This is a genomic window from Sorangium sp. So ce1504, from assembly GCF_051521635.1.
GTDB classification, from domain to species: domain Bacteria; phylum Myxococcota_A; class Polyangia; order Polyangiales; family Polyangiaceae; genus Sorangium; species Sorangium cellulosum_B.
Map to the genome: position 1 here is coordinate 6,688,878 of NZ_CP150365.1, position 16,703 is coordinate 6,705,580.

Consider the following 16,703-nt stretch of genomic DNA (forward strand, 5'->3'; position numbering starts at 1 on the left):
TGGCCTGTGCGCCTGCGCGCGGGATCTGCGCTGGCAGCGTGAGCGCCGAGGGCGCCCGTCCGGCACCACGGCGGCCGAGGAGCGTCAGCCGAGCGGCGGCTCCGCGCCGGTGACTTCGCCCTCGGCGCCCTCGTCCTCGTCGAGTGACACGTCCTCCTCGATCACCTCTCCGGCGGCCGCCGTGCGCCTCACGGCCGTGAGGCCGAGCTGGATCTGCGCCTTCACCGGGAAGACCTGCCGCAGCGTCGTCGCCCAGTCGTTGAACCAGCCCCGCAGGCCCTCGAGCCCCTCCCGTTGCTCCCGCCAGGCCCTCGCCAGCTCGGCCGCCGGCACCCGGGGCGGCTGCGCCTGCGCCCCGGCGCCGGCCTCGAGCTTCGCCAGCAGATCGCGCACCTGCTGCACCTTCGCCTCGGTCAGCCCGCGCGCCGCGAGCATCCTGTGGACCTTCTTCGCGTCGCCATCGCTGTTCCTGGCGAGCCCCTCCAGGCGGCGGAGGTACGTCCCGACCGACATGGTCACCGTCGACCCGAGCGGCTGCGGCTCCAGGTGCTTGAAGAACGCGGCCTCGAAGCCGTCGCGCCGCTCGCGCGCCACCACGCGGCGGATGATCGCGCGCGTGCGCGGGAACCACGTGTTCTCGAAGACGTCGACCTCCCGGAGCAGCTGCATCCGCTCGGCGCCCTCGACGCCTCCGCCGCTCGCGGCCTCCACCGCGGCGTCCGCGAAGAGGTGCTCGAGCGGGCGCTGCTCGCCCGAGGCGAGCTTGAATAGCCGCCACCCCTCGCGGTGCTCGTTCGCCGCGTAGCCCTCGCGACGCGCCCGCGCGATGAAGGGCGCGGCCTGGACGTTGACGAGGAACCGGAGAGCGCGACCCAGGAGATCCTGCTCGGCCGCGGTGAGCGCCAGCGGCAGGGACGCCTCGGAGGGCCCGGACGGCGCGGGCCGCGCTCCCGGATTCCGGGAAGCGCTCGCGAACTTCGCTTTCGGCATGTCGTTTCTCCTCGCTGGCGCTCGTGGACAGGGCTGGAGCGCTCAGCGGCGTCGGCCGATTGCAAGCTGCGCGCCAGCGGCCTCGTGGTGGACTGTCGCCGCGCGTTCACTAGGTTACGCCCCGCTCGAACAGCCCACCACGAGGCCGCTCTCCACCCGCTCCCAGGCGAGGAACCTGATGCAATCGAAGTTTGGAACCGATCTGACGACGGGCAGCATCCCGAGGCATATCGTGACGTTCTCGCTTCCGATGCTGATCGGGGGCTTCCTTCAGACGACCTACAGCTTCATCAACGCCATCTGGGTCGGTCAGTACCTGGGCACGGCGGCCCTGGCGGCCGTCACCGTGAGCTTCCCGATCATCTTCACCATCTTCGGCGTCGGGATGGGGATGACCCTGGCAACGAACATCCTCGTCTCGTGCCGGCGGCCGTCCAGCAGTCGGTGGTGGCGCTGGGCATGGTCGTCGTGACGGGGATCGTGAACGGGTTCGGGGAGGTCGCGACCGCCGCGTTCGGCGCGGCCTCGCGCATCGACCAGATCGCCTTCCTGCCGGCGATCAACATGGGGATGGCGATATCGACGCTCGCCGGGCAGAACCTGGGGGCGGGGCACCACGGCCGCGTGCGCGAGATCTTCGCGTGGGGGTGCGTGTTCAGCGGCGGCATGACGCTCCTCATCTCGGCGGTGGCGGTCGCGTTCCCCGAGGCGCTCCTCAGGGTGTTCATCACCGATCCGGCCGTCATCGAGCTCGGCGTGTCGTACCTGCACACGGTCGGCGCGTGCTACGTGTTCTTCGGCCTCACCTTCGTCAGCAACGGCATCATCACCGGCGCCGGCGCGACCATGATCACGACCGCGACGACGCTGCTCAGCCTCTGGGTCGTCCGCGCCCCGCTCGCGTACTGGCTCTCGCGCGAGCTGCGCAACGTGAAGGGCGTCTGGTACGCCATCGCGGCGAGCTTCGTCGTGTCGATGATCGCCGGCACGGCCTACTACGCCTCGGGGCGATGGAAGCGGGCCCTCGTCCAGAAGGCGCCTCCGGGCGACGCGGCGAGGCAGGCCGACCCCGCGCAGGCGTTTGCGAGCGAGGTCGGAGAGGCGTGAGGGCGGCGAAGCGCGTGCGCGGACCGGCCGCCCTGCGCGGAGGCCTGGGGCTCGCAACTTGCTTCGCCGCCCCCCCCAGGGCACGCTGGACCCATGGGCCATCCCGCCGAGAAGCGCCGACGCGCGACGTACGCCGACATCGAGGCGGCGCCGCCGAACAAGGTGGCAGAGCTCCTCGGCGGCGAGCTTCACCTCTTCCCCCGGCCAGCGCCGCGGCACGCGCGCGCCGCGTCGAGCCTGGGCATCGAGCTCGGCGGTCCCTTCGATCACGGCAAGAACGGCCCGGGCGGCTGGTGGATCCTGGACGAGCCCGAGATCCACTTCCCCGATCCGGCCTCGCCAGGCGACGTGGATGTCGTCGTGCCGGATCTCGCCGGGTGGCGCCGGGAGCGCATGCCCGAGCTCCCCGACACGCCCTACTTCTCGCTCGCTCCGGACTGGATCTGCGAGGTCCTGAGCCCCTCGACCGAGCAGCACGATCGCAAGGAGAAGATGCCCGTCTACGCGCGCGAGGGCGTGCGGCACGTCTGGCTGATCGCGCCCCTCCAGCGGACCCTGGAGGTCTTCACGCTCGCCGCGGATCGCAGCTGGGCGCCGATCGCCACCCACCGCGACACCGCGAGCGTCCGCGCCACGCCCTTCCAGGCCATCGAGCTCGATCTCGCCGTTCTCTGGGCGACGTAGCGCCCACCTTCGGTCCACGGAGAGCGGAAGTCGGACGGCACGAGACAGAGATCCCGAGTCAGAGATCCCGAGTCAAAGAGCGCGACTCGGAGGGCTTGAGTCCGAGAGCTCGCCGTCCCCGCCCTCGCCGCCGTCCGGCCCCCGGAGCCGCGCCGAGAGCAGGCCGACGAGCTCCTGCGTCGAGAGCTTGCCGGCGGTGTCCTTGCCGCCGAGCACCTGCGCCACGAGCGAGCGCTTCTCCGCGTGCAGCGACAGCATCTTCTCCTCGATCGTCCCGAGCGCCACCAGGCGATAGATGGTGACCGGCCGCCGCTGGCCCAGGCGGTGCGCCCGGTCCGAGGCCTGATCCTCGACCGCGGGGTTCCACCAGGGGTCGAGGTGGATCACGTTGGTGGCCGCCGTGAGGTTGATGCCGAACCCCCCCGCCTTCAGCGAGATCAGAAAGAGCGGCGCCGACCCCTCCTGGAACTCGCGCACCCGCTCGGCCCGGGCCTTCCGGGGCGTCTCGCCGTCGAGGTAGACGTACGCGACGCCGCGCGCCTCGAGCGCCTCGCGCACCAGCGCGAGGTGCGACGTGAACTGGCTGAACACGAGCGCGCGCTGCCCCTCCGCGCACAGCTCCTCGACGAGCCCGAGGAAGCGCGCGAGCTTGGACGAGTCGAGCGTCGAGCGCGCGTCGTAGAGGCGCGGGTGCGACGCGAGCAGCCTGAGGCGCGTGAGCGCCGCCAGCACCTCGACGCGCCGCTCCTGCTCGCGCCGGACCGCCCGGGGCGTCTCGAGGTCGGACAGCGCCGCGAGGCGCGCGTCCTCGTACAGCTGCCACTCGGCGCCCGAGAGCACGACCGGCACGCGCACCTCGGTGCGCGCCGGCAGCTCGGCCTCCACCTGCGCCTTGGTCCGCCGGAGGAGGAACGGGGCGAGCACGCGCGCGAGCGCGGGCCCCGCGGCAGGGTCGATCTGGCGCTCGATCGGCATGGCGTAGCGGTCGCGGAACGCGTCCCAGCCGCCCAGGAGGCCGGGGAAGACGAGCGCGAAGAGGCTCCAGAGCTCGCCGAGGTGGTTCTCGATCGGCGTGCCCGAGAGCGCGAACGTGAAATCCGCCTGGAGCGCCCTCGCGGCGCGGAAGCGCTGGGTGGTCGCGTTCTTCAGGCTCTGCGCCTCGTCGAAGACGACGGTGGCGAAGCGCCGCGCCGCGAGGCGCGCGGCGTCGCGCACGAGCAGGCCGTAGCTGAGCACCAGCACGTCGCCCGGGCCGAGCCGCGCGAGCGCGCCGTCGCGATCGGCCTCGTCCGCGTAGAGCGTGAGGCGGAGGGAGGGCGCGAAGCGCCGCGCCTCGTCCTGCCAGTTGAAGGCCACCGAGGTGGGCGCGACGACGAGCGCCGGCCCGCGCTCGCCGCGCTCGATCAGGACGGCGAGCGCCTGCACCGTCTTGCCGAGGCCCATGTCGTCGGCGAGCACGCCCCCCGCGCCCCAGGCCGCGAGCCGCACGAGCCAGCGGTACCCGTCGAGCTGGTAAGGGCGGAGCTCACCCGCGAGCGCCGCGGGCGCGGCGGGGCAGAGCTCGCCGGCGGCCACGACCCGCTCGACGAGCCCCCGGAACGCGCCGTCCGCCTCGATCGCGGCGCCGGCCCGCTCGAGCTCCCACAGCACCGCGGCGGCCGAGGGGCCCACCGAGAGGCCGTGCGGGGAGTCGTGGATGTGATCGGCCAGGCGCTCGAGGTGGGCGCGCAGGGCCTCGCCCAGCTCCACGTAGGTGGTGGCCTCGACCTGCACGTAGCGCTCGTGGCGGCGCGCCGAATCGAGCAGCCGGGCCAGCTCCACGCGCTCTCCCGCGACGCTCAGGCCGCCGAGGGCGCCGAACCACTCGCGCCGCTTCTCGAGGACGACCTTGAGCGCGCGGGGGCCCCCGTCGCCCACGACGCGCAGGGGCTCGCTGACCCACTCGAGCTCCGGGGGCGGCTCGCGCCGCGCGCAGGCCGCGAGCAGATCGAGCGCGCCCTGCGCGCTGGCGAAGCGGTAGTGGAACGGGCGATCCTCGAACGGCTCGGCCCCGGCGAGCGGGAGCTCGGCGGCGAGCGCGGCGGCGAAGTCCTGTTCCCGGCGCAGGTCGCGCACCGCGTGCAGGGCCCGGTCGCCGCGCCGCACGTGGACGTCGCGCGCGCCCGCGCCCGGCACGAGCGGCGGGGCGTCCGCGAGCGGCCGCACGCGCAGCTCGACCTCCACGGCGCCGCGGGGCTGGGCCGTGAGCCGCAGCACCGGGCGCAGCTCCGGCGGGACCGACTCGCCCATCACGCTGCGCGGCATGGCCACGGGCACGCGCAGCGCCCACCGCGAGAGCGCGGCGAGCAGCGCGCCGTGGCTCTCGGGCGGGAAGACGTCGCCCTCGCGCGCGAGCACGTCGAGAAGCGCCCGGATCTCGGCCTTGACGTCGAGCAGCGTGAGCCGCCGCGCGCCCTTGTCCCAGTCCCAGAGGAACAGCACCTCCTCGGGCCGGGCCCGGCGCGCGCGATCGAGCAGCGCAGGGGGCAGCGCCGTACCCTCGACGCCGGCGCTCACCCGCACTGCGCCGTGGCGCTCCTCGGCCACGACGCCCACCGGCGCGCGCTCGATGCGCACGGCGACGTCGGGCGCCTCGTCGAGGAAGAGGCGCGGGTGGCCGATGAGCGCGTCGAGCAGCGCCCGCGAGGCGAAGGCGTTGCCTTCGGGCAGGAGGGACGCGACGCGGGCGTCCTCGGGGGAGAGCTTTCCGCCGTGCTCCAGCAGGAGGCGCTTCTTGCCGAGCCGCGCCCCGGCGCCGCGCTGCGCCTTCTTGCCCAGCCGGTGGATCCAGGGCGCGACCACGACGCCGGCCGCCTCGACGACGTCCAGCCGGAAGGAGAGCTCGACGCCGCCGCGCGCCCCCGGGCCCTCGTCGAGGGCCCTGTCGAGCGCCAGCAAGGCGCGCTCCCAGGCGGGGCGGCCGAGCTCGTCGAGCGCCTGGAAGAAGGCCTCGCTCGGGGGCTGGCGGAGCCAGAGCAGCGCGGCGTCGATGGCCGCGAGCACGTGCACGCAGCCGGCCGCGCCGCAGTCGCACTCGGCGCGGAGGGCCCCGGGCGCGAGGGTCAGCCGCGCCTCCGGCCTGACGAAGCCGGCGCCCGCGCGGTGCGCCTCGAAGGGCCGCGGGTCGTCGAGGCGAAAGCCGGGGAGCGCGGCGTCGAACCGCAGCGCGGCGGCCCGGAGCGCTCGCTCGGGGCGCGGGGCCGCCGCCTCCGGCACGCGCGCGCGCAGCTCGCAGAGCCGCTCGTGCGCCGACAGGGCCCGCGGCTCCTCGGGCGCCCGCAGCAGCGACGGCGCCGCGGCGCGCGCGAGCGCGGCGTCGTCGCGCTCGTCCTCCAGGAAGCGGGCCACGAGGGGCGGCAGGACGTCGCGGAGGCGCGAGGGCGCGAGCCACGCGAGCGCGCCCGCGAGCGACTCGACGCTCGCGAGGTCGATGAGGCGCCGCCGCGCGCCGAGGAGCTGGAGCTCGGGCCAGAGCGTGGGATCGACGCGCGGCGCCACCGCCTCGAGGCTCAGCCGGGCCAGGTGCGCGACGCCGTGCTGCGCGAGCCAGGCGAGGAGGGCCGCGCGGGTCTCGAAGGGCGCCGCAGGGGCTACGGGGGGAACGGCCTGGGTGTCGCCGGGCATGACGGGCGGCGTAACGTCGTCGGTGCGAGGGCCCGGTTCAAGGGGTTCCGGCGCGCTGGCCCCCGGGAGCGAGCGCGCTGTAGGGCACGGCGGGCGCGGCCGCGAGCAGCAGCGCCCCGCCCGCGGCCGTGTAGACCGAGTACGAGAGCACCGCCTCGACGCCGCGTCCGGAGAAGGTCATCGCCAGCGCGAACGCGAGCAGCAGCACCCCGCTCGCGAACGCGAGCGCCCGCGTGCGCACGCCCGCGAGCAGGCCGACGCCGAGCGCCGTCTCCAGCGCGGTCGCCGACCAGGCCAGCGCGGGGACCATCCAGGCCGGCGCCCACGGGTTGATCGCGCCGGTGTACGCCACGAAGCGGCCCCACTCGCCCCAGGCCACGTTGCCGGTGCCGGGTGGGCCCCACAGGCCGAAGCGGTCGGCGACCGCCGACAGGAACGCGGCGGCGAGGCCCAGCCGGAGCAGCAGCGCGCTCGCCCACGCGAAGCGGGGCGAGGCCCACGGCGGGGCGAGGGGCAGCCGGCGGGCGGCGAAAGCGGCGGCTGGATCAGCGGGGCGCGGCGCGGAATGCGAGATGGTCATGGCTCCTCTTTCGCCCCGGAAGCTGGATCCGGGGTGGTCCAGCGAGGAGGTCCATTTCTGGCATGATGGCTGGACCATGCGCCCGTGGACCTTCCCCGTCTCGCTCGACCCGGGCTCGGCGGAGCCGCTGTTCCGGCAGATCGCCCGGGGGATCGCCGCGGACATCGGCCGCGGGAGGCTCCGGCCCGGCGCGGTGCTGCCCGGATCGCGCACGCTGGCGCAGACGCTCGGGGTGCACCGCAACACCGTGCTGGCCGCGTACGACGAGCTCGAGGCCGAGGGCTGGCTCAGCTCCGCCGAGCGCAGCACGCGCGTCTCCGCGGCGCTGCCGCCGCGCCCGCGCGGCGTGACAGCGCCTCGTGGCGAGCTCGGCTACGACATCCCCGCCCGCCCGGCGTGGCGCACCTTCGCGCCGGATCCGGCGCGCCGGGGCGTGCTCCACTTCGGGGCGGGGCTGCCCGACCTTCGCCTGGCGCCCGCCGACGAGCTGGCCCGGGCCTACCGGGCGGCGGCGCGCGCGGGCGGCCGCGCCGCGCTCGGGTACAGCGATCCGCGGGGCGACGTGCACCTCCGGCGCGCGCTCGCGGCGCTGCTGCGGGAGACGCGCGGGCTCGCGTGCGACGAGGACCACCTCCTCGTCACGGCGGGCAGCCAGGGCGCGATCGATCTGGTCGCGCGCCGGCTCCTCGGGCCAGGCGACGCGGTCGCGGTCGAGGACCCCGGCTACCCGCCGGCCTGGGACGCGCTGGCGTCGACCGGCGCCGAGCTCCTGCCCATCGGCGTCGACGGCGATGGATTGCGCGTCGACGCGCTGGAAGCGCTCGCCGCGCGGCGGGCGGTGCGGCTCCTGTACCTGACGCCGCACCACCAGTTCCCGACCACGGTCACGCTGTCCACGGCGCGGCGGCTCCAGCTGCTCGACGTCGCGCGCGCGCGGCGGATCGCCGTCCTCGAGGACGATTACGACTTCGAGTTCCATTACGACGGCCGCCCGATCCTGCCGCTCGCGGCCACGGATATGGGCGCGGTGATCTACGTCGGCACGCTGTCGAAGATCCTCGCGCCCGGGCTGCGCCTCGGGTGGGTGGCCGGGCCGCGGCCCCTCGTCGAGGCGCTCGCGGCGCAGCGCATGCGCGCCGACCGACACGGCAGCCTGGCGCTCGAGCGGGCCGTGGCCGCGCTGATCGAGGACGGGCTCCTCTCGCGCCACGCGCGCAAGATGCGGCGCGTGTACGAGGCGCGGCGGAATGCGCTCGCCGAGGCGCTCCGGGCCGAGCTGGGCGGCGCCGCGCAGCTCACCGTCCCGGCCGGCGGGATGAGCCTCTGGGTCTCATTCCCCGAGGGCGCGGACACCGAGGTCGCGGCGCGCGCCGCCCCCCGGCACGGCGTGGGGTTCTACCCCGGCGCGCGCTTCAGCTTCCGCGGGGGCGAAGCGCGCGCCGCGCGGCTCGGGTTCGCGTCGCTCGACGAAGGCGAGCTGCGCGAGGCGACACGCCGGCTCTGCGCCGCGCTGCGCGCCCGGCCCGACATCCAGCGCGGCCGTACGACCTTGTAAGCGCGTATCCGCGATTAGCGATCTGCCGGAAGTGCGCTGTCCGGGATTCCCAGGATCGCATGTTCGCGATACGCTCTGGGCATGCCCCGGTCCCTGACCCCAGCGCGTCGCCCGAAAGGGACACCGACGTGGCTGGGACACAGAGGCGGCACGGAGGTGCTCGATCGTGTTCCATCCTTCCTCGTTCGATTCACAACCTGACTCCCAGAGGAGAGACAGCGCGCGCGGCGTAGTAGCGCTCGCTGATCGACCGGCGGACTCCCGCCCAGCCTCTTCGCGGCGCTCCGTACGGCTGCGAGGCCGCCTCATCGACGGGCGTTACCAGGTCGATCAGCTGCTCGGGCGCGGCGCGATGGGCGAGGTCTGGCGCGCGCACGACGGCGTCCGGCGCGCCGATGTCGCGCTGAAGTTCCTCACGGTGGCGCGGGGCGGGCGGAACGTCGACGCGATCGAGCGGTTCCGCCTGGAGGCGCGGGTCGCCGCGCAGCTCGGACAGAAGACCCGCGGCGTCGTCGCCGTGCTCGACGCCGGCGAGGACCTGGCGGCGGGCCCGTACATCGTGATGGAGCACGTGCGCGGCAGGTCGCTGCGTCAGCTGCTGGAGGAGCGAGGGACGATCCCTGCCGTCGAGCTGGCGTCGCTGCTCCGCCAGTTGGGAGAGGCGCTGTCGGCGGCGCACGGCCTCGGCGTCGTGCACCGGGACATCAAGCCCTCGAACATCCTTCTTGTCGAGGGGAGCGACGGCCATCTATGCGCCAAGATCACCGACTTCGGGATCGCCAAGTGGGTCGGCCAGGATCGGCCGGCCGATTTCCGCCGCCGCACCGCGGACGGCGTGGTGCTGGGCACGCCGGCCTACCTGAGCCCGGAGCACACGTGTGATGGCCTGGGCGGCCCGCAGCTCGACATGTGGTCGCTCGCGGTCGTCGCGCACGAGGCGCTGACCGGGCGGCAGCCGTTCCCGGGCCGCAACCTGGCCGCGGTGCTCGCGGCCATCCTGGTCAGCGGGCGCCCCCCGCTGGCCACGTTGTCCCCGGGAGCGCCGCCCGCCCTGGAGGCGTGGTTCGCGCGCGCGTTCGCCATCAGCCCGTCGGAGCGGTTCCCCAGCGTCCAGGCGATGATCTCTGCCTTCGAGGCCGCGGCGGGGGTGCCGGTGGGGGTGCCGGTGGCGCCGCCGGCAGCGCCGCGGAGGCGGCGCTGGCGCGTCGCGGCGGCCGGGGCGGCGCTGGCGCTCGGGATCGCGCTGCCCGCGGCGCTGCTCTGGGGGCGGGCCGGGAGCGACGGCGCGCGCCGCGTGGACGAGGTGGTCAGCGACGCGGCGCGCGCTGCCGCCCGCGTCGCCGACGCCGCGCAGGCGATGACGGCGCGCCTGCTGGAACGCCAGGGCACAACGCCCTGAGCGCGGATTTCGCGCCACGTTCGCCTCGTCAGGACGCGGGCGGGGCCGTCCAGGAACTCTGGCGCCCCGTCCAGGAACCGGGCGGGACCGTCCAGGAACCCAGGCGCGCGGTCTGCTGCATCCGGCCAGCGGGCACGTCTTCAAGGCGCCATCTGCGCTCGTCGTGCCACAGCGCTGCGTTGTCGCTCCATCGTGTCGCTCGAAGCTGCGGCGAGCGACCCGCGCGTCAGGGCGAGGCGCCCTCCTGACAGCGGCCCTCGGCACACTCGAGCGGGCCCGGCACGGCGCACTCGTACTGGCAGTACGTCCCCCAGCGTTCTTTGTCCTCGATGAGCGCGCGCGCCTCCTCTTCCACATACGCTTTCTTGGCGCTGTTCACGGGCACGAAACACCCGAGCGGGCAGCCGGGCGACGCATAGACGCACTCCGAGGGATCATTGCACGCGTTCGACTCGGCGACGATCACCTCGAACTCCTCCTGGATCTCCTCGTCGCTCCTGGCACAGCTCGCGCAACCGAGGCCGATGATGAAAAGCACCATTCCATTTGCGCGCATCGACATGCTTCACCTCCGGCAGAAGGCCGCGAGTCCCGCGCCTTCAGGGAGCGTTCGCCGCGGCGCCTCGTTCGCGTATACATCACCCCTCCCAGCACGGGCCTCGCCAGCACGAAAGCGGCACGGGATGGCCCGCGCCCCGAACGGCCCCTGTCGCCAGCGCCGCGACAATTACCCCCGCCCGGCCCATCGTCCTGCTCCTCGACGAGGACTCCAGTCACACCGCACACGCCTCGCAGAAGGTCGCCGCTGACCTGAGCATCCAGCTGCTCTAGCTCCCCAAGCGCTGTCCCGAGCTGAACCCGATGGACCACCCGTGGCGTTCGGTGAAGCGCGACGTCTGCGCAAATCGGCAGGACACGAACATCGATCTGACTACGGCGAGGGTCCGCGCCGCGCCAGACGCCAGCACCACGAACAACGCGAACCCGTCCGCGCGCCACAGTCCCCGGCGGAGCGCCCTGAGCCGCTCCTCCGACTCGTCGATCAGGTTGGCGATGGGCTCGGCAACCGACCCCGGTAGGTACGAACCCCCGCCCGCAGGTTCACCCGTGCTCACGGTACTTCCGGCACCGCTCCACGAGCGGGTGAACCGCGTGCCACGGGTCCGGACCGCCGTTCTGATATTCGAGGACGAACAGGTTGAGCAGCAGGTCGCGCTTCACCCCTACCTCGCACTGGTCCGGGAATCGATTCGTCTCTGCGATCTGGCGCAGGATCGGCACATACCCTTCAGGCAGCGCCCGCTCGAAATCGGCCTGCAAGATGGCGGCGGCCCGCTCGACCGAGGCCGCGGTCACCGGGGGGTCATCGTGCTCATTGCTAGCCGCCCGCACCATGTGGAGCGCGTGCCGGATGCAGCCGCCGCTGAGGCGCGCGATTCGCTCCGCCGCCCTGTCGCCTTCCTCGAACAGACGATCGAACCGCACTCGCTTCTTGAGCAGGTCTGCCAGCGCGGTCACGCCGCCCTGGTTGTCCCCACCGCCCTCCGCGGCGCGCCGGCGGACCTCGATCACCGGCACGACGACGATCTCGCCGCCGTAGAGCCCGCTCAGCCCCGCGCCGGCCGGCGCGTAGCAGAGATACAGCGGAACCGTGATGACGAGGTGCGCGTCGAGGCTCTTCAGGGCGCCCATCCGCTCCCGGTAGAGCCGCTCCACCCCCTCATGGTCTGCCTGGCTCAGCTTCTCCATGTTGTCGATGAGCACCACCAGCGGACCCGCGCCGTCGTCCGGCGCCTCCCTGGTCGCGGCGAAGGCCTTGTTCAGCCCCTCGATCAGCACGGCCGTCGTGGGCCGCAGGGCCGTGCGGATGTCCTTCCGACGCTCCGCGCTGGGCAGGCGGACCTCGCCGAGGATCCGGGTGAGCGCCTCCGAGATGTCGCCAGGAAGGTTGGTGTTCGTCTTGCTCAGCGCGTCCTTGATCTGGTCCTTCCACAGCGGCATGAGCACCTTCGCGGCCGCCGCCTTCCGCTGCTCATAAACGAGCTTCCACAGCGCGAGGAGGATGTCCTCGAGGTCGATGTCGGTCCGGTTCAGCATCACGTCAGCGTCGAGGAACAGGACCGTCGCGAGCGGCGCGCCGTGAGCGGCCGTCTCCAGCTGGACCTTCATCCGAACGAGCTCGGTGGTCTTCCCGCTCCCGAGGTGACCGCTGACGAAGTGGAGGGTGGGGATCCCACCGGATCGACGGATGTTGCGGACGATCCGGCCGAGGCGATCGCTGCCGCGGATGGCCGTCAGGTTGGCGAACAGGCTGGAGTCTTCCCGGGGGTCCAGCGGCGAGTAGGGGTCGCAGAGGCGGACGGCATCGTCCAGGTTCTGCGCGGGCGGCGGGGTCAGCACGCGGCTGGAGACCGCGTGGCCGCGGAGGGTGGCGATCGGGGCGTCGCTCATGGGCGGAGGAGCTGCGGGGCGGACGCTACCACAAGCCTGGCCGCGCGGCAGCGTCACCACCGCCCGCGTCCCCCCGCCGGGCCGGCGCGACGGCCACAGCTTCCCCTCATTCGCCGCGGCGAGCACCCGAGCCGCACGAATCGCCCTCCACGCATCGCTGCGTCGACACAAGCATCCACCGCGCTCCTCTCGCTTACCTCGGTAGTCCGCTCCTCGACGGGGGCGATCGATCCTCGAGAAGTCTTCGCCTTCTCAAGCAGCGAACCCTTGCGCAACGGTGCAATCCGTTGCGGTTCACGGCAGGGCGTTGCGCCCCTCCCTTCCTCTTCCTCTCCGTCCTGCGCGGCAGCGCCGAGCCACGGGCTCACCTCGCGCCGGCACACGTGTTGCCATGCCGCCACGCCGCAACGAAACCACGGCGTGCCGCCGCAGCGGCAGGCCGGATCCAATAAGACATCACAGGAGGTTTTCCCCGTGAGTGAATCACCGATGTTTTCGACCATCGTTCTCCCCCCGGATCTCGTCGCCGACGACGTCATCGCTGTCCGAGATCAGGTGAGCGCGCGGATCGCGGCGGTGCTCCGGCCCAAGAGCGGCAAGCGCAAGGAGGGCGACACGCCGCTGCCCAGGGGGGTCGAGCTCCTCGCGGCGCTGCCGCCGCACATCGACAGGCCGTGGAAGCGCTTCGACGCAGCCACGACAGAGCTTCAGGGTTTCCGCAGCATGCGGGCGAGCGCGCAGGCCGACCAGCGCCACTCGGCGGCGAGCGAGGCCGAGCGGAGCGCGGCGAACAGCGACAGCGACGACCGGTGGCGCGCGTTCGAGCAGTGGAACGCGGGAGCCGCCGGGCTCTCCGACGACGGGGAGGCGCCGGCGCCGTCCGAGGCGCGCTGGCTCTATGCGCAGCTCTTCCCGGCGCCCGATGGGCTTCGCTTCATCACGCGCCGGCCGCGGCTCCAGTGGACCGCCATGGTGCAGCGGATGAAGACGCTCGAGGAGGAGCGCGCGCAGGCGGTGATCGAGGGGTTCGGCGGGACCCGGCACCACCGGCAGCTCGTCGCCGCCCACGCGCGCTTCGGCGACGCGTACGGGTTCACGGCCGTGGCCACCGCCAAGGAGGGCGGGCCGACCGATGGCCGGCCGCAGTGGAGCGCCGCCCGGGATGCGCTGCGGAGCCTGATCCAGAAGATCGAGAGCCACGCCGACCCGGAGATCCCGGGGAGCGAGGCGCTCGCCGCGTTCCTGCTGGCGCCCTACGTCGAGATGGTCGACGACCTCGCGAGATCCCGCCGGAAAGCCCTAGCCAAGAAGCCCGAAGCCGTCTCGGCGCCCCCGTTCGAGGCGGGCGGTACGCCGTGAACCCATACGGGTGAGCTGGCTCGTCCACGCGGGAGATGAATGGCACCCGTCTCCTGGTGGACACGCCTCCAACAAAAGTCGGGTCGCCCTCATCTGCGGGGTGGACACGCCTCCAGCAATAGATGGCTGGCACTCGTCTCTCGGTGGACACGCCTCCAATAAACGACGGGTCGCACCTATCTCCGGGGCGGACTCGCCTCCTGCGGAAGATGGTGGCGACCAGTCTCCCTATGGACGGGGCCCCCAAAAAAGACGGGTCGCACCCATCTCCGGGGTGGACGCGCCTCCTGCAAAAGGTGGGCGCCATCCCTCTCCCAAGGCCGGCCACGAGATGGGCAACTGCGGGTCTGTATGCGCCACGGTCGCGGGGCGCCCATGAGCGCGGCGGCGCGGCACTCCGCTGCCAGCGGACGCAGCGGCGCCTGACCTACTTAAGGAGCGGCCGGAACACGTCGGGCAACACGCCCCGCTCCGCGGCGCGCCGGAGCGCGTCGCAGCACGCGGCGCACGCCGGCGCGCCGCGGAGCGGTAGCTCGGCGTGAGGCAGTCCGTGCGGAAGATGCCGGCAGCCGCGGCTTCGGTGTCCGGGTGGACGTGGAGCTGGACCGGCACGCAGAGCGTTGACCGGGCGGCAGCCGTTCCCGGGCCGTAACCTGGCCGCGGTGCTCGTGGCCATCCTGGTCAGCGGGCGCCCCCCGCTGGCCACGTTGTGCCCGGGAGCGCCGCCCGCCCTGGAGCCATGGTTCGCGCGCGCCTTCGCCATCCGCCCATCGGAACGGTTCCCGATTTTGCGCCGCTTCCGCCTCGTCAGGACGCGGGCGGGGCCGTCCAGGAACTCTGGCACGCCGTCCAGGAACTCTGACGCGCCATCCAGGAACCGGGCGGGGCCGTCCAGGAACTCTGGCGCGCCGTCCAGGAACTCTGGTGAACGGCCAGCTCCACGTCGCGATCCGCGAAGGCATCGCAGCACCCGCGCGGATCTCGCTAAGCGCCGACGTCACCGGTGCAGCGGTCACAGCACCCTCGCCAGCGCGGACGACGGTCGCCGGCTACTTCGCCCAGAGGACCGAGAGATCGAGCTCGATCGCCTCGAAGGGCTCGACGCGGACGCGAGCTGCGTCGCGGTGGACGACGGCGGGCCCCCAACCCCGACCCGAGGCGAGCGAGAAGACCTCCAACGTCCGCGCGATTGGGTCGACCAGCCACGCGTGCTGCACGCCCTCGCGCGCGTAGATCGGCATCTTCTCGTCGCGATCCACGTCCTCGGTCGAAGGGCTCAGCACCTCGCAGACCCAATCCGGGGCGAGCGGGAAGAAATCCGTCGTGGGCAGCTCGGGCATGCGTTCTCGACGCCAGCCAGCGATGTCCGGTACGACCGCGTCCACCTCGCCCGGCAGCGCTGGGTCCGGGAAGTGCAGTTCGGGCTCGTCCAGGATCCACCAGCCGCCAGGCCCCCCCTTCCCTGCATCGAACGGACCGCCGAGCTCGATGCCGAGGCGAGACGATGCGCGTGCATGAGGCGGCGCCGGCCTCGGGAACACGTGCAAGGTGCCCGCGATGAGCTCCGCCACCTTGGTCGGCGGGACGGCTTCGAGGTCGGCGTATGTCGCGCGGCGCTGCTTGGCGGCGGGCTGGCCCATGGCGGAAGCCTGCCCGGGGATGCGCGGCGCGGCAAGGCGGCGAGGAGCAGGGGTCCGGCGGCGCGCCGGCCGGGGCGCTCATCGACGCGGGGGCACGACGGCGACCGCCAGTGCCAACAGTCCACGAGCGTCCCTATCGCTGGTGAGAGCGAAGTTGGAGCAGGGTGAGCGAGAGGGCCTGCTCGAGTTTGAAGAAGCGTGCCCTGGACAATCATCGTAATTTGATCAGGCAGACATTCCAGCTCACCGACGAGGCGCACGCAGCGGTTCGGGAGTAGCCGGGTAGCGGCCCTGGCGCAGCGCGATGCTGGCTCTGCCTCCCTGCTCGGAGGTTACCTGATCTCGCGATATTCGAACCAATCGACGTCTGCGTGCAGGCGCGTGCCGGCCAGGTCTTGGCACACCATCCCGACGAAATTGCCTATGAATCCACGGGGCACCGCGTGCTCGTCCGACAAGATCGACGCGTCGTGCCCCACCCCATCGCGTGGTAGGCGCGTGGTAGGCGCGTGGTAGGCGCGTGGTAGGCGGCGCCCGGTCGACCGTGAGCGGCTGGGCGGCGCGGCGCTGGAAGAGCTCCAGGGCGTGTGCCGCGAGGCCACGGCTGATCTCCGCCGCCTCCGACGCGGTGACGGCCGGCGGACCGGGCTTGTTCTTCAGGCGCCGCTCCGCGAAGGGGTGCGCGCCGTCGGCGACCTGGCGGAACACCTTGGCGACCTTCCACGAGGCGATGGCGCAGAGATCGTCCACGTGGCTGTCCGCCCGCACCCAGGGCGAGCGCAGGTGCCCCGAGGCGTCGGCGATGGCGCGCAGGCGCAGCAGCGTGCGCTCGGCCTCGGCCGGCTCGTTCGAGGCGCGCAGGGCCTCGTAGCGCAGCGGCAAGAGGCCTGGGATCGCCACGCCGTACGCCAGCAGGATGTCGAGCATCGGCAGCGCCTCCGGGTAGGCAGCGCGCGAGACCAGGCGCGTGACCCAGCGCTCGATCACGCCCATGGCGCCCTCGCGCCAGAGCCCCACGCCCTGGCGACACACGGGCAGCACGTGCTGCACGAGCAGGCGATGAATGCCCAGCACCTTCGTCGGGTTCTCGCGCAGGGCCTCGCGCAGCCAGTAGAGCGCCTCCAGGCGCTCGATGGGGCTGGCGCTGCTCAGGAATTCGAGCGGTATCTTCACGAGCTCCACGGTGGAGAGCGCGCGCTTCCTCGCGAAGGTCTCGTCCTGCGCGGCCGGGATCGCGCCGCAGACGAACGAGTGCTCGCCGTGGATCGACTCGGC

The 16,703-nt window shown here is 73.2% G+C and carries 13 protein-coding genes; 6 read left to right on the forward strand and 7 right to left on the reverse strand.

From position 1 onward, the window contains the following. Positions 1-84: 84 nt before the first annotated feature. A complete protein-coding gene (locus tag WMF39_RS25005; protein ID WP_437738989.1) occupies positions 85-990 on the reverse strand; it encodes a hypothetical protein in 906 nt (301 codons plus the stop codon). 178 nt (positions 991-1,168) lie between these two features. On the opposite strand from WMF39_RS25005, the gene WMF39_RS25010 reads away from it, so the two are divergent. The 3 genes from WMF39_RS25010 (at position 1,169) to WMF39_RS25020 (ending at position 2,781) form a co-directional block, all read left to right on the forward strand. After that, complete coding sequence (locus tag WMF39_RS25010) at positions 1,169-1,462, forward strand: MATE family efflux transporter (protein ID WP_437738990.1); 294 nt, start codon at positions 1,169-1,171, stop codon at positions 1,460-1,462. Then, a complete protein-coding gene (locus WMF39_RS25015) occupies positions 1,411-2,097 on the forward strand; it encodes an MATE family efflux transporter (RefSeq protein ID WP_437738991.1) in 687 nt (228 codons plus the stop codon). The genes WMF39_RS25010 and WMF39_RS25015 overlap by 52 nt, the downstream gene beginning before the upstream one ends. A gap of 93 nt (positions 2,098-2,190) precedes the next feature. Further along, positions 2,191-2,781, forward strand: coding sequence for a Uma2 family endonuclease (locus tag WMF39_RS25020; RefSeq protein ID WP_437738992.1), 591 nt, complete (start codon positions 2,191-2,193; stop codon positions 2,779-2,781). A 72-nt stretch (positions 2,782-2,853) separates the two neighbouring features. On the opposite strand, the gene WMF39_RS25025 is transcribed toward WMF39_RS25020, so the two are convergent. Together WMF39_RS25025 and WMF39_RS25030 are read right to left on the reverse strand one after the other, a co-directional pair. After that, the gene (locus WMF39_RS25025) at positions 2,854-6,444 is read right to left on the reverse strand and encodes an SNF2-related protein (RefSeq protein WP_437738993.1); all 3,591 of its coding nucleotides are present in this window, start codon (positions 6,442-6,444) and stop codon (positions 2,854-2,856) included. Positions 6,445-6,481: 37 nt separating this feature from the next. After that, positions 6,482-7,024: a DoxX family protein gene (locus WMF39_RS25030; protein ID WP_437738994.1), complete on the reverse strand. Its 543-nt coding sequence runs from the start codon at positions 7,022-7,024 to the stop codon at positions 6,482-6,484. Between WMF39_RS25030 and WMF39_RS25035 the strand changes: the two genes are divergently transcribed. Next, positions 7,023-8,579, forward strand: a complete 1,557-nt coding sequence (locus WMF39_RS25035; protein ID WP_437738995.1) for a PLP-dependent aminotransferase family protein — start codon at positions 7,023-7,025, stop codon at positions 8,577-8,579. The genes WMF39_RS25030 and WMF39_RS25035 overlap by 2 nt on opposite strands. A gap of 352 nt (positions 8,580-8,931) precedes the next feature. Continuing rightward, positions 8,932-9,978: a serine/threonine-protein kinase gene (locus WMF39_RS25040; protein WP_437738996.1), complete on the forward strand. Its 1,047-nt coding sequence runs from the start codon at positions 8,932-8,934 to the stop codon at positions 9,976-9,978. 226 nt (positions 9,979-10,204) lie between these two features. Here WMF39_RS25040 and WMF39_RS25045 read toward each other — a convergent pair whose 3' ends face one another. Next, positions 10,205-10,540 (reverse strand): hypothetical protein, encoded by a 336-nt coding sequence (locus tag WMF39_RS25045; protein ID WP_437738997.1) that lies wholly within the window; start codon positions 10,538-10,540, stop codon positions 10,205-10,207. 539 nt (positions 10,541-11,079) lie between these two features. Further along, positions 11,080-12,429, reverse strand: coding sequence for a hypothetical protein (locus WMF39_RS25050; protein WP_437738998.1), 1,350 nt, complete (start codon positions 12,427-12,429; stop codon positions 11,080-11,082). A 489-nt stretch (positions 12,430-12,918) separates the two neighbouring features. On the opposite strand from WMF39_RS25050, the gene WMF39_RS25055 reads away from it, so the two are divergent. Then, positions 12,919-13,788 carry a hypothetical protein gene (locus tag WMF39_RS25055; protein ID WP_437738999.1) on the forward strand — a complete coding sequence of 290 codons (870 nt, stop codon included), beginning with the start codon at positions 12,919-12,921 and terminating at the stop codon, positions 13,786-13,788. 1,049 nt (positions 13,789-14,837) lie between these two features. On the opposite strand, the gene WMF39_RS25060 is transcribed toward WMF39_RS25055, so the two are convergent. Both WMF39_RS25060 and WMF39_RS25065 read right to left on the reverse strand, forming a co-directional pair. Beyond that, complete coding sequence (locus tag WMF39_RS25060; protein WP_437739000.1) at positions 14,838-15,428, reverse strand: Uma2 family endonuclease; 591 nt, start codon at positions 15,426-15,428, stop codon at positions 14,838-14,840. A gap of 243 nt (positions 15,429-15,671) precedes the next feature. After that, on the reverse strand, positions 15,672-16,610 hold the full coding sequence (locus WMF39_RS25065; protein ID WP_437739001.1) for a hypothetical protein: 939 nt from the start codon (positions 16,608-16,610) through the stop codon (positions 15,672-15,674). Positions 16,611-16,703 lie beyond the last annotated feature (93 nt).

Bases quoted from the DNA above. Each gene is read 5' to 3' on its own strand.
- WMF39_RS25035 (WP_437738995.1), top strand. From the start codon at position 7,023: ATGGCTCCTCTTTCGCCCCGGAAGCTGGATCCGGGGTGGTCCAGCGAG.
- WMF39_RS25055 (WP_437738999.1), top strand. From the start codon at position 12,919: ATGTTTTCGACCATCGTTCTCCCCCCGGATCTCGTCGCCGACGACGTC.
- WMF39_RS25040 (WP_437738996.1), top strand. From the start codon at position 8,932: ATGGGCGAGGTCTGGCGCGCGCACGACGGCGTCCGGCGCGCCGATGTC.
- WMF39_RS25010 (WP_437738990.1), top strand. From the start codon at position 1,169: ATGCAATCGAAGTTTGGAACCGATCTGACGACGGGCAGCATCCCGAGG.
- WMF39_RS25060 (WP_437739000.1), bottom strand. From the start codon at position 15,428: ATGGGCCAGCCCGCCGCCAAGCAGCGCCGCGCGACATACGCCGACCTC.
- WMF39_RS25005 (WP_437738989.1), bottom strand. From the start codon at position 990: ATGCCGAAAGCGAAGTTCGCGAGCGCTTCCCGGAATCCGGGAGCGCGG.
- WMF39_RS25050 (WP_437738998.1), bottom strand. From the start codon at position 12,429: ATGAGCGACGCCCCGATCGCCACCCTCCGCGGCCACGCGGTCTCCAGC.
- WMF39_RS25025 (WP_437738993.1), bottom strand. From the start codon at position 6,444: ATGCCCGGCGACACCCAGGCCGTTCCCCCCGTAGCCCCTGCGGCGCCC.
- WMF39_RS25030 (WP_437738994.1), bottom strand. From the start codon at position 7,024: ATGACCATCTCGCATTCCGCGCCGCGCCCCGCTGATCCAGCCGCCGCT.
- WMF39_RS25045 (WP_437738997.1), bottom strand. From the start codon at position 10,540: ATGTCGATGCGCGCAAATGGAATGGTGCTTTTCATCATCGGCCTCGGT.
- WMF39_RS25020 (WP_437738992.1), top strand. From the start codon at position 2,191: ATGGGCCATCCCGCCGAGAAGCGCCGACGCGCGACGTACGCCGACATC.